Below are 12,369 nucleotides of genomic sequence, written 5' to 3'. Positions count from 1 at the left end.
CCCTGCCCTTTTTTTTGTGTAGCAGCAAGAAACCCAATATCTCAAACATCCTTAAAGGCAAATCTTTCTTATTTCTAGTATGATAAGAAAAGAATAACAATAAAAGAAAGTAGGGAAAAGAATGTTTAAACGTGTACATTTGATCGTAATGGATTCTGTAGGTATCGGTGAAGCGCCCGATGCAGAAAAATTTGGTGACGTTGGTTCTGATACATTAGGACATATCGCCAAAGAAGCTGGATTGACGATTCCTCATTTGGAACAGTTAGGTCTTGGTACGATCCGACCGCTGGATGGTGTCAAAAATGTAGCAGACCATGACGGCTATGCAACGAAACTAGAAGAAATCTCTGTCGGAAAAGATACCATGACTGGACACTGGGAAATCATGGGTTTGAATATTCAAAAACCGTTTCGTGTGTTTCCTGACGGATTTCCTCAAGAATTGCTGCAACAAATCGAAGAATTTTCTGGACGTAAAATCGTCTGCAACAAACCTTATTCCGGTACAGCAGTCATTGATGATTACGGTGAACACCAAATGAAAACAGGCGATTTGATCGTTTATACGTCTGCCGATCCAGTCTTGCAAATTGCAGCTCATGAAGAAATCATTCCGTTGGAAGAATTGTACCGCATTTGCCAATATGTGCGTGATATTACCAAAGATGAACCATATATGATCGGCCGCATCATTGCTCGCCCTTATGTTGGTGAACCAGGAAACTTCACCCGGACAAGCAACCGGCATGACTATGCACTGGATCCTTTTGGACACACAGTGTTGGATTCGTTGAAAGATGCTGGCAAAGACGTCATCGCTGTCGGAAAGATCAATGACATCTTCAATGGTCAAGGAATCACTGATTCAGTAAGAACAAAGAGCAATATGGATGGTGTGGATCAGCTATTGAATGTGATGAAGCAAGACTTTACCGGCCTAAGTTTTACTAATTTAGTTGATTTCGATGCGCTTTACGGCCATCGCCGGGATGTTGTCGGTTATGCTCATGCCATTGAAGATTTCGATTTAAGAATCCCAGAGATTCTGGATGCCATGGCTGACGATGATTTATTAATGATCACAGCCGATCACGGAAATGATCCAACCTTTACTGGGACTGATCATACAAGAGAATATGTACCATTATTGGTTTACAGCAAACAATTTAAAGGACAAGGCCAACTACCCCAAGGCCATTATGCCGATATTTCAGCAACAATTGCAGAAAACTTTGCAGTACCGGCAACAGAAAATGGGGAAAGCTTCTTAAATCATTTAAATTAGAGGTGGAGAAATGACAACATTACATGAGAAATTGCAGGAAACAACGACATTCATCAAGGAAAAAGGGGTAGGATCTATTGATTTTGGTTTGATCTTAGGTTCAGGATTAGGTGAATTAGCAGATGAGATTGAAAATCCAATTGTGCTGCCTTATAACGATATCCCTCATTTTCCAGTTTCAACAGTCGTCGGGCATGCCGGACAACTAGTTTATGGTACATTATCTGGAAAAAAAGTATTGGCGATGCAAGGTCGTTTCCATTACTATGAAGGACATTCCATGCAGACAGTTACTTACCCTGTTCGAGTAATGGCGGCCCTTGAAGCACATTCACTTGTTGTGACGAACGCATGCGGCGGAGTGAATGAAAGTTTCCAACCTGGTGATTTGATGTTGATCACGGATCAAATCAATTTCATGGGGGACAATCCATTGATTGGGGCTAACGAAGAAGAAATGGGACCACGATTCCCTGATATGAGCCAGGCTTATCATCCAAGCTACCGGGAAACAGCAAAACAAATTGCAGAAACAAAAGGTCTCCACTTAAAAGAAGGAGTTTACATGGGCTTTTCTGGGCCGACTTATGAAACACCTGCTGAAATTCGATTTGCTCGTACGATCGGTGCAGATGCTGTGGGTATGTCGACGGTTCCTGAGGTAATCGTAGCTGTTCATAGTGGCTTGAAAGTGTTGGGCGTTTCATGTATCACCAATCTAGCTGCTGGTATGCAAGCAAGCCTGAACCATGAAGAAGTCGTAGAGACAACAGAACGGGTCAAAGCCGAATTTAAAGCGCTGATCAAAGAAACTTTAGCGAATCTGTAAAACAAGCAAACCCTAAAAAAAGAGCATAAAAGAGAAGTAGAAAAGGAGCGAAAAGATGAGCGTTCATATTGAAGCAAAAGCTGGCGAGATTGCTGATAAGATTTTATTACCTGGCGATCCTCTACGCGCAAAATACATTGCAGAAACATTTTTAGAAGACCCGATCTGTTATAACAATGTCCGAGGGATGCTCGGTTATACCGGTGTCTACAAAGGTGAGCGAGTATCAGTACAAGGAACTGGTATGGGGATGCCTTCTGCGACCATTTATGCCCATGAATTGATCAATTCTTATGGCGTAAAAAAATTGATTCGTGTCGGCACTTGTGGCGCGATTTCTAAAGATGTTCATGTTCGGGACTTAGTGATCGCCCAAGCTGCAGCGACAAGTTCTTCCATGGTAGCAAAGAACTTTCAAAGTTTTCATTTTCCGCCAATCGCAGATTTCGACTTGTTGCGTAAAGCGTATGATACAGCGATTGCATCCGGCTTTACCACCCACGTTGGGAACATTTTATCGGAAGATACTTTCTATAAAGATGATATGGCAGAAACAGTGGAATTGGCTGATCTTGGTGTATTAGGTGTTGAGATGGAGGCCGCTGCGCTTTACTATTTAGGAGCAAAATTCCACGTACAGACCTTAGCGATCTGCACAGTCAGTGATCATATCATCACTGGAGAAGAAACAACAGCGGAAGAGAGACAAACAACATTCAATGATATGATCAAAGTTGGCTTAGAAACAGCTATCTCCTAATCCTTTTTCTTATCCTACAGCCTACAAAAAATTTTTTATTCCTGTATCGCTTTCTGATTGACTCCTTAGACAATGGGAGCCAGTCAGAAAGTGATTTTTTGTTAAATGATTGATTGAATCTTTCTAGCTAGTTGGAATAGTTGCACTTTTGGACGAAAATGGTTTAATTAAAGAAAAGGAGGTTGGAGCATGAATAATTTTACTTTTCAGGTGACAACGGATATACGTTTTGGGAAAGATCGGTTAAATGAGTTGCCGGAAGTATTGAATACTTTCGGAAAAAATGTCCTATTGGTCTATGGCGGCGGCAGTATCAAAAAAAGCGGACTTTATGATCAAGTCATGGCGCAATTGCAAAACAATGACAATCAAGTAACAGAATTAGCAGGAGTTGAACCAAACCCTCGGATTGAAACAGTAGCAAAAGGGGCAGAACTCTGCCGCACTGAAAAAATTGATGTGATTCTTGCAGTCGGAGGCGGCTCCGTGATTGATTGCAGCAAAGTGATCGCAGGTGCTGCTTGCAGTGAGGAAGATCCTTGGACTTTAGTGACTAAACGCAGCTACCAAGGGCCAGCATTGCCATTAGTTACGGTTTTGACATTAGCTGCAACTGGTAGTGAAATGAATCGGGGAGCAGTTATCACGAACCTTACAGCGAAACAAAAATTAGGGGTCCACGGTCCTAATTTCTTGCCGAAGGTTTCTTTCTTAGATCCCACCTGGACCTTTAGCGTCAATCGCTATCAAACAGCGGCTGGTTCTGCAGATATTATGAGTCATCTGATCGAAAACTACTTTAGTACAACAGAGAATACGGATGTACAAGACGGCATCGCAGAAGGGCTGTTGAAAGCGGTAATCACAAACTTGCCGATTGCTTTGGATACCCCAGATGACTATGATGCTCGGGCAAACTTGATGTGGGCAAGTACATTGGCGTTAAATGGGTTGACAGGTAGTGGGAAAGCCGGTGCGTGGTCGTGCCATCCAATGGAACATGAGTTGAGTGCTTTTTATGATATTACTCATGGGATCGGCTTAGCCATCTTGACGCCCCGCTGGATGCTTCATGTGTTGAATGAGACAACAGCACCTAAGTTGGCTCGCTTTGCCCGTGAAGTATTCCAAGTAGAAGAAGCGGTCCCAGAAATGGCAGCTCGGATGGGGATTCAAAAGTTATACGATTTCTTCCTTGCTTGTGGGATCCCAATGACTTTACCAGAAGTGGGGATCGAAGATGATCGTCATTTTGAAGAAATGGCCAAACAAGCAGTAGCATTTAGTTCAATTGCGACAAATGCCTACGTACCGTTGACAGAATCTGATGTCATTGCCATTTATCAAGAGGCTTTGACCCCTTCAGAGTATCTCTAAATGAAGAAATCCTGACAGAATAGACAAATAATCGGTAGGGTAATTGGTATCCTACCGATTATTTGTCTGCGTACTTCTATCAAAGAATTATCTTGAATAATGGATACGGCGCAAGATCTCTTGTGCGATCACACCATGTCCGGCGATTGTTGGATGGACACCATCTTCCCCAGTATAATAAGATGAATGTTTTTTGACAGTACGTTCAGCGAATAAGCCGTCTAAAGGAAGGTAGTCACAACCAAATTCAGCAGCTAGTTCACGAATGGAATGGATCTTGGGATCCAAATCCTTCCGCCATTGTTTGCGATCTGCTGGATAAGGAAGAACAAATGGCTCTAAAAGCAGGATTTTCTTGATCCCACTTTCGGTCACTTGCTGCAAAAATTGCCGATAATCACTAGCAAATGTCGCAGTTGCTTCGGGTGTGCCGAAAGAGGAGGTGCCAATATTGCGCCAGGTATCATTGATACCGATCAAGAAAATCAGTAGATCTGGCTTTAAATCAATGCAGTCTTCCTCGATGCGATTTAAGATATCGCGAATTTTATTCCCGCTAATGCCGCGGTTAACAAATGACAAGTTTGCATCTGGGTATTCTGCAGCTAGATGGGCTGCCACAAAGGCGGGAAATCCTTTTCCCAGATCCGTAGCATCGAGTCGATCACGGCCGCAGTCGGTGATGCTATCTCCAAGAAATAGTAGCGTATCATTTTTACAGAGTGTGGTCATCATTCCAAGCTCCTTTCGTATGCGGTTTCAATTATAACGAATATTTCTCAGGAAACCAATCAAAAAAAGACTGTGCCGTCAGTCAGGAAGAATACTCTTGCTCTGACTTGCAGCACAGCCTTGGCTGTTAATGATTATAAGTAATATTTTTTCGCAACTGTTAGATCATCGTTCAATTCATAAACAAGTGGTTGACCTGTTGGAATTTCAAGATCCATGATGTCTTCATCAGAGATACCTTCGATGTGTTTTGCTAACGCACGTAGAGAGTTTCCGTGAGCGGCAACTAAAACAGTTTTGTTGTCTTTCAATGCAGGTGCGATTTCATCTTGCCAGAAAGGTAATGCACGTTCTAGCGTTACTTTCAAGTTTTCGCCGCCAGGTACGTCGCGAGGATCAAGCATTGCATAACGACGATCGTTTGCTGCAGAACCTTCATCAGATGCATCCATCAATGGAGGCAATACATCGTAGGAACGACGCCAGATGTGAACTTGTTCGTCTCCGTATTTTTCAGCAGTTTCTTTTTTGTTCAATCCTTGTAGTTTACCGTAGTGACGTTCGTTCAAACGCCAAGATTTGATTGTTGGCACCCATAGTTGATCAGAATATTCTAAAATGTAGTTACAAGTTTTGATGGCACGAGTTAATACAGATGTGTAGGCAACATCGAATTCGATGCCGGCTTCTTTGATTTTACGTCCGCCCTCGATTGCTTCTTCGACACCTTCTGGCGCTAAATCTACATCGGCCCAACCAGTAAATTGGTTCAATTTATTCCATTCGCTTAGTCCGTGACGAGAAAATACTAATTTTGGCATGTAAAACTCTCCTTTTAGATATTAGATATTTTTCTGAAATTTTCAATTCCCTGTTTATTGTACACTTTTTCGCAAAGAATTTCTACGTATTTAGCGTAAAACCTTGTTTCTTAAAAAAAGAAACAGAAAAAAACGTCTTTCTTCAAGACGTTCTTTTTTATTTCTGAATCATTTTGTCTGACAGGATCGGCGCACAGAAAAAAAGATGAAGCACCGGATTCAGACAAGTGATTAATGACTGTATACTTTATCCAATTCTTCTTCTGAAAGTTTTATGTATTTATAGCAGGTTCCGACAGAAACACCGCATTTTGTGGAGATGAATTGAATCGTCTCTTTTTTATCGTAATAAAGCTGGCGAATTTTTTTGATGGTTTTTGGATCGATTTTTGGACGTCCGCCAATTTTGCCGTTCTTTCGGGCATTGTTCAATCCGACTAATGTCCGTTCTTTGATTAAGGCTTGTTCCATCGCTGCCAAACCTTCCATTAAATTGAAATAAATCGCCCCCATGGGTTCTCTCGTATCGATGTTTTCTGCTAGAGAAACTAGGTGAAGGTTTCTTTTTCTTAGAAGATCTGTCAATTCAGTTAATTGCCGGGTTGTTTTACCTAAACGATGAAGTTCAGAAACAACCAGCGTTTCCCCAGACTGCATACGAGCAATCACAGATTCTAATGAGTGGTTATCACAGTTTTCTTCGTAGGCATAGGTTTCGTGGAACAATTCTGTACAACCAAATTCTTTTAGTTTGTTTAATTGTTCACTTGATTCTTTATCAATAATTGTTGTGCGAGCATAACCGATGACTTTCATAGCCGCTCCTTCCTATTCTTTTTTATTTGAATGTAGCATAAATGAGGCATAAATGATAGAGAAAACTTGCACAAAAATGAATTTAACTCTAGAAAAATGAAGAAAAATACGTAGAACCTCGAACAAAAGGAGCACTTGCTCCTTTTGTTGCTAGAGGCATCAGCGAACGCTGCGGGTCTCAGGTCCATCTTCTTGTCCAATGATGATCGTATGGACCATATCCAAGAAGAGCCCGTGCTCTACAACACCGACGGTTTGATCTAGTTCATGAGCCAATGCAACTGGTTCATTGATGGTTTGTAGATGAAGATCAATGATGTAATGACCGCAATCAGTTTTTAGCGGGGTGCCATCTTCGGCTAGGCGAAGGACAGGGTGATAGTTTTTTTCTGTAAACAATCGCATCAATTGCTGACTGCCATAGGGAATCACTTCTACAGGTAATGGGAATGCGCCTAATTTTTCAACGATCTTTGATTTATCAACAATCCAAAGAACTTTTTTAGAGTAGGTTGCGACGATTTTTTCAAAAAGCAGTGCGGCACCGCCACCTTTGATTCCATGATAGTCTCCGCTGATCTCATCTGCACCATCGATCGTTAAATCGACACTTGCCACTTCATCGATCGTTTTGACCGGGATCCCTAACGATTCTGCTTGTTTTTTTGATGCCCAGGATGTTGGTACACCAACGATCGACAAGTTTTCTTCTTTCACTCTGCGCCCCAATTCTTCGATCATGTAATACGCAGTTGAACCAGTTCCTAAACCGACGACCATACCGTCAGTGACATAGCTGGCCGCTTCAATACCGACCATCTCTTTTAGATTCATTATTGACCCACCTCTAATAAAATACTATTTTCATCTTTATTATATAGTAAGAAGAAGTAAAAAGGAGGCGCAAGGGAGAGTTTTTTTATAAAATTTTGGCAGTTACTCCTTTCATAAAAAATCATTGGAGAGATGGTTGACAGAGTCTTTTTATCATGGTATTCTATCAAAGGTGCTTTATCTACAGGTCTCTCGTTGGAGACGTGCTGACTGTTTATCAAAGCATATTTGATAAGAATGCAGAGAATGCATTATTTTTTATCGCAAAAAAAGAACCACCTGGATGTGTGGAACTATAAAGCGAATCAAGGAAGGAGGAAAACTAGGGATGCCTACAATTAATCAATTAGTACGTAAACCTCGTAAATCCAAGGTTGAAAAATCAAATTCACCAGCATTGAACAAAGGATACAACAGTTTCAAAAAAGCTCAAACGAATGTTAACTCACCTCAAAAGCGTGGGGTAGCTACTCGTGTGGGAACTATGACACCGAAAAAACCGAACTCAGCTCTACGTAAATATGCGCGTGTTCGTTTGTCAAACTTGATTGAAGTGACAGCTTATATTCCAGGTATCGGTCACAACTTGCAAGAACACAGTGTGGTATTGCTACGCGGTGGACGTGTAAAAGACTTACCAGGGGTACGTTACCATATCGTTCGTGGTGCATTGGATACTGCCGGTGTTAACGATCGTAAACAATCTCGTTCTAAATATGGAACAAAACGTCCTAAAGCTTAATTTTGATTCAAACTACAAATGAAACTATTTAATCAGAACTGATATTTCGGAAGGAGGAGTTACGGATGCCTCGTAAAGGTCCTGTTGCAAAACGTGATGTTTTACCAGATCCTATTTATAACTCAAAATTAGTAACTCGTTTGATCAACCGTGTAATGGTTGATGGTAAACGCGGTGTTGCTGCAAATATTATCTACAATGCTTTTGGCATTATCAAAGAATCTACAGGAAATGATCCATTGGAAGTTTTCGAACAAGCAATGAAGAACATTATGCCTGTATTGGAAGTTAAAGCTCGCCGTGTCGGTGGTTCTAACTACCAAGTCCCAGTTGAAGTTCGTCCAGAACGTCGTACAACTCTAGGTCTTCGTTGGGTGGTAAACTACGCTCGTTTGCGTGGCGAACACACAATGGAAGAACGTCTTGCGAAAGAAATCATGGATGCAGCAAACAACACTGGTGCTTCTGTGAAGAAACGCGAAGACACACACAAAATGGCGGAAGCCAACCGCGCATTTGCTCACTATCGTTGGTAAGATCCTCACTGCTTTTTATTGGAAGGTACTGAGACAACCTTAGCTTAGGTTTAAGTAAGAATGAGAGGGGAACAACCTAGAATGGCAAGAGAATTTTCGCTAGAAAAAACTCGTAATATCGGGATCATGGCCCACGTTGACGCTGGTAAAACAACGACAACTGAACGTATCCTTTATTACACAGGTAAAATCCATAAAATTGGGGAAACACATGAAGGTGCTTCTCAAATGGACTGGATGGAACAAGAACAAGAACGTGGGATCACGATCACTTCTGCTGCGACAACTGCGCAATGGAAAGAAAACCGCGTAAATATCATCGACACTCCTGGACACGTGGACTTCACAATTGAAGTACAACGTTCACTACGGGTTCTTGACGGTGCTGTAACAGTATTGGACTCACAATCTGGTGTAGAACCACAAACTGAAACAGTTTGGCGTCAAGCGACAGATTACCGCGTACCACGTATCGTATTCTGTAACAAAATGGATAAAATCGGTGCAGACTTCTTATACTCTGTATCTACTTTACATGATCGCTTGCAAGCAAATGCTCATCCAATCCAATTACCAATTGGTGCGGAAGATGACTTTACTGGTATCATCGATCTAGTAAAAATGAAAGCTGAGATCTATACAAACGATTTAGGAACAGAGATTCAAGAAACTGAAATTCCTGAAGAGTACAAAGAATTAGCTGAAGAATGGCGCGAAAAATTAGTTGAAGCTGTTGCAGATACTGACGAAGAGCTAATGATGAAATTCTTGGAAGGTGAAGAAATCACTGAAGAAGAATTGAAAGCTGGTATCCGTCAAGCGACATTGACTGTTGAATTTTTCCCAGTTCTTTGTGGTTCAGCCTTCAAAAACAAAGGGGTTCAATTGATGTTGGATGCAGTCATCGACTACCTTCCTTCACCACTTGATGTTCCTGCAATCAAAGGGATCAATCCTAAAACTGACGAAGAAACTGATCGTCCTGCTGACGATGAAGCGCCTTTTGCTTCACTAGCATTTAAAGTAATGACTGACCCATTCGTAGGTCGTTTGACATTCTTCCGTGTGTATTCAGGTGTCTTGAACTCTGGATCATATGTCTTGAATGCTTCAAAAGACAAACGCGAACGTATCGGTCGTATCCTGCAAATGCACGCGAACACTCGTGCAGAAATCCAAACAGTTTATTCAGGCGATATCGCTGCAGCTGTTGGTTTGAAAGATACAACAACAGGGGATACATTGTGTGACGAAAAATCACCAGTTATCCTTGAATCAATCGAATTCCCAGAACCAGTTATCGAAGTAGCTGTTGAACCTAAATCAAAAGCTGACCAAGATAAAATGGGTGTGGCTTTACAAAAACTTGCTGAAGAAGATCCTTCATTCCGTGTAGAAACAAACGCTGAAACTGGCGAAACTGTTATCGCAGGGATGGGTGAACTTCACTTGGACGTCCTTGTTGACCGTATGCGTCGCGAATTTAAAGTTGAAGCAAACGTTGGTGCGCCTCAAGTTTCTTACCGCGAAACATTCCGTGCTTCTACGCAAGCCGAAGGTAAATTTGTACGTCAGTCTGGTGGTAAAGGTCAATACGGTCACGTATGGATCGAATTTACACCAAACGAAGAAGGTAAAGGCTTCGAATTCGAAAACGCAATTGTCGGTGGTGTGGTTCCACGTGAATACATCCCAGCAGTTGAAAAAGGACTTGAAGACTCAATGGCTAACGGTGTTCTAGCTGGTTATCCATTGGTTGACATCAAAGCCAAGCTTTACGATGGTTCATACCATGATGTCGATTCAAGTGAAACAGCCTTCCGTGTGGCAGCTTCAATGGCTTTACGTGCTGCAGCGAAGAAAGCTAATCCAGTGATTCTTGAACCAATGATGAAAGTTGTTATCACTGTTCCTGAAGATTACTTAGGTGATATTATGGGACACGTAACTGCTCGTCGTGGACGTGTTGAAGGTATGGAAGCGCATGGTAACTCACAAATCGTTAACGCGATTGTTCCATTGGCTGAAATGTTCGGATATGCAACAACACTTCGTTCATCTACTCAAGGACGCGGTACTTTCATGATGACATTTGATCACTATGAAGATGTACCTAAGTCTGTTCAAGAAGAAATCATCAAGAAAAACGGCGGCAAAGCTGAATAATTGATGCACAAATGCGAAATTCAGTAAAAAGCTATATTTTTTATGAAGTTTCGTGTACAATATTATCGATGATAAGGGATGGGGGGCTTCGCGCCCTCTACCTATCAAATATAAAAAATAAACTGTATTTTTAGGAGGAACATTTTAAAATGGCAAAAGAAAAATTTGACCGTTCTAAACCCCACGTAAACATTGGTACGATCGGACACGTTGACCATGGTAAAACTACACTTACAGCTGCTATCACAACTGTATTATCTAAAAAAGGTTTGGCACAAGCTTCTGCTTACGACCAAATCGATGGTGCTCCAGAAGAACGCGAACGCGGAATCACTATCTCAACTGCTCACGTTGAGTATGAAACTGAAGCTCGCCACTACGCTCACGTAGACTGCCCAGGACACGCGGACTATGTTAAAAACATGATCACTGGTGCTGCGCAAATGGACGGTGCGATCTTAGTAGTATCTGCTGCTGACGGTCCTATGCCTCAAACTCGTGAACACATCTTGTTATCACGTAACGTTGGCGTACCATACATCGTTGTTTTCTTGAACAAAATGGATATGGTTGATGACGAAGAATTGCTAGAATTAGTTGAAATGGAAGTTCGTGACCTATTGTCTGAATATGACTTCCCAGGCGACGATGTTCCTGTAATCGCCGGTTCTGCTTTGAAAGCTCTTGAAGGAGATCCTTCATACGAAGAAAAAATCATGGAATTGATGGCTGCAGTTGACGAATACGTTCCAACTCCAGAACGTGATACTGACAAACCATTCATGATGCCAGTCGAAGACGTATTCTCAATCACTGGACGTGGTACTGTTGCTACAGGCCGTGTTGAACGTGGACAAGTTCGCGTTGGTGATGAAGTAGAAATCGTTGGTATTGCTGACGAAACTGCTAAAACAACTGTAACAGGTGTTGAAATGTTCCGTAAATTGTTAGACTATGCTGAAGCAGGGGATAACATTGGTGCATTGCTACGTGGGGTTGCTCGTGAAGACATCCAACGTGGACAAGTATTGGCTAAAGCTGGTACAATCACACCTCATACAAAATTCAAAGCTGAAGTTTATGTTTTGACAAAAGAAGAAGGTGGACGTCACACTCCATTCTTCACTAACTACCGTCCTCAGTTCTACTTCCGTACAACTGACGTAACTGGTGTTGTTGAATTACCAGAAGGAACTGAAATGGTTATGCCTGGCGATAACGTAACAATCGACGTTGAATTGATCCACCCAATCGCTATCGAAGACGGAACTCGTTTCTCAATTCGTGAAGGCGGACGTACTGTTGGTTCAGGCGTTGTAACTGAAATCAAAGCTTAATTGACTTGATAAATGCAAAAAGCAGAAGCGCTAGCGCTTCTGCTTTTTTTGCTTGAAAATTTTTATTTGATCAATTTTTGATCTTTTAGAAACTGATCAAAGCCTTGGTCAGGGACACGGCCGTAGAAATT

Annotated in this window: 12 protein-coding genes; 8 read left to right on the top strand and 4 right to left on the bottom strand. The window is 41.8% G+C overall.

Annotated elements, in window-relative coordinates; translation table 11 throughout:
- The first annotated feature begins 121 nt into the window (after window positions 1-121).
- From deoB to EG2_RS14000, 4 genes are all read left to right on the top strand, one after another.
- On the top strand, window positions 122-1,288 hold the full coding sequence (gene deoB, locus EG2_RS14015) for a phosphopentomutase (RefSeq protein WP_005470022.1): 1,167 nt from the start codon (window positions 122-124) through the stop codon (window positions 1,286-1,288).
- A gap of 10 nt (window positions 1,289-1,298) precedes the next feature.
- The gene (locus EG2_RS14010) at window positions 1,299-2,117 is read left to right on the top strand and encodes a purine-nucleoside phosphorylase (protein ID WP_005470023.1); all 819 of its coding nucleotides are present in this window, start codon (window positions 1,299-1,301) and stop codon (window positions 2,115-2,117) included.
- Between the two features lie 55 nt (window positions 2,118-2,172).
- Window positions 2,173-2,877: a purine-nucleoside phosphorylase gene (deoD, locus tag EG2_RS14005; protein ID WP_003127946.1), complete on the top strand. Its 705-nt coding sequence runs from the start codon at window positions 2,173-2,175 to the stop codon at window positions 2,875-2,877.
- 189 nt (window positions 2,878-3,066) lie between these two features.
- Complete coding sequence (locus EG2_RS14000; protein WP_003127948.1) at window positions 3,067-4,254, top strand: iron-containing alcohol dehydrogenase; 1,188 nt, start codon at window positions 3,067-3,069, stop codon at window positions 4,252-4,254.
- 87 nt (window positions 4,255-4,341) lie between these two features.
- On the opposite strand, the gene EG2_RS13995 is transcribed toward EG2_RS14000, so the two are convergent.
- From EG2_RS13995 to rpiA, 4 genes are all read right to left on the bottom strand, one after another.
- Complete coding sequence (locus EG2_RS13995; RefSeq protein ID WP_227173404.1) at window positions 4,342-4,989, bottom strand: SGNH/GDSL hydrolase family protein; 648 nt, start codon at window positions 4,987-4,989, stop codon at window positions 4,342-4,344.
- 131 nt (window positions 4,990-5,120) lie between these two features.
- The gene (gpmA, locus tag EG2_RS13990) at window positions 5,121-5,807 is read right to left on the bottom strand and encodes a 2,3-diphosphoglycerate-dependent phosphoglycerate mutase (protein ID WP_003127950.1); all 687 of its coding nucleotides are present in this window, start codon (window positions 5,805-5,807) and stop codon (window positions 5,121-5,123) included.
- Window positions 5,808-6,038: 231 nt separating this feature from the next.
- The gene (locus EG2_RS13985) at window positions 6,039-6,623 is read right to left on the bottom strand and encodes a recombinase family protein (RefSeq protein WP_003127951.1); all 585 of its coding nucleotides are present in this window, start codon (window positions 6,621-6,623) and stop codon (window positions 6,039-6,041) included.
- A 159-nt stretch (window positions 6,624-6,782) separates the two neighbouring features.
- Window positions 6,783-7,457 (bottom strand): ribose-5-phosphate isomerase RpiA, encoded by a 675-nt coding sequence (rpiA, locus tag EG2_RS13980; RefSeq protein ID WP_003127952.1) that lies wholly within the window; start codon window positions 7,455-7,457, stop codon window positions 6,783-6,785.
- Between the two features lie 328 nt (window positions 7,458-7,785).
- Between rpiA and rpsL the strand changes: the two genes are divergently transcribed.
- From rpsL to tuf, 4 genes are all read left to right on the top strand, one after another.
- Window positions 7,786-8,199 carry a 30S ribosomal protein S12 gene (gene rpsL, locus EG2_RS13975; protein WP_003127956.1) on the top strand — a complete coding sequence of 138 codons (414 nt, stop codon included), beginning with the start codon at window positions 7,786-7,788 and terminating at the stop codon, window positions 8,197-8,199.
- A gap of 65 nt (window positions 8,200-8,264) precedes the next feature.
- The gene (rpsG, locus tag EG2_RS13970) at window positions 8,265-8,735 is read left to right on the top strand and encodes a 30S ribosomal protein S7 (protein ID WP_003127957.1); all 471 of its coding nucleotides are present in this window, start codon (window positions 8,265-8,267) and stop codon (window positions 8,733-8,735) included.
- Window positions 8,736-8,816: 81 nt separating this feature from the next.
- On the top strand, window positions 8,817-10,901 hold the full coding sequence (gene fusA / locus EG2_RS13965) for an elongation factor G (RefSeq protein ID WP_060815140.1): 2,085 nt from the start codon (window positions 8,817-8,819) through the stop codon (window positions 10,899-10,901).
- Between the two features lie 149 nt (window positions 10,902-11,050).
- A complete protein-coding gene (gene tuf / locus EG2_RS13960; RefSeq protein ID WP_003127959.1) occupies window positions 11,051-12,238 on the top strand; it encodes an elongation factor Tu in 1,188 nt (395 codons plus the stop codon).
- Window positions 12,239-12,369 lie beyond the last annotated feature (131 nt).

It is taken from the genome of Enterococcus gallinarum NBRC 100675 (genome assembly GCF_001544275.1).
Taxonomy (GTDB): domain Bacteria; phylum Bacillota; class Bacilli; order Lactobacillales; family Enterococcaceae; genus Enterococcus_D; species Enterococcus_D gallinarum.
Note: the sequence above shows the minus strand (reverse complement) of the source record. Positions and strands in the feature narration are given on the sequence as shown.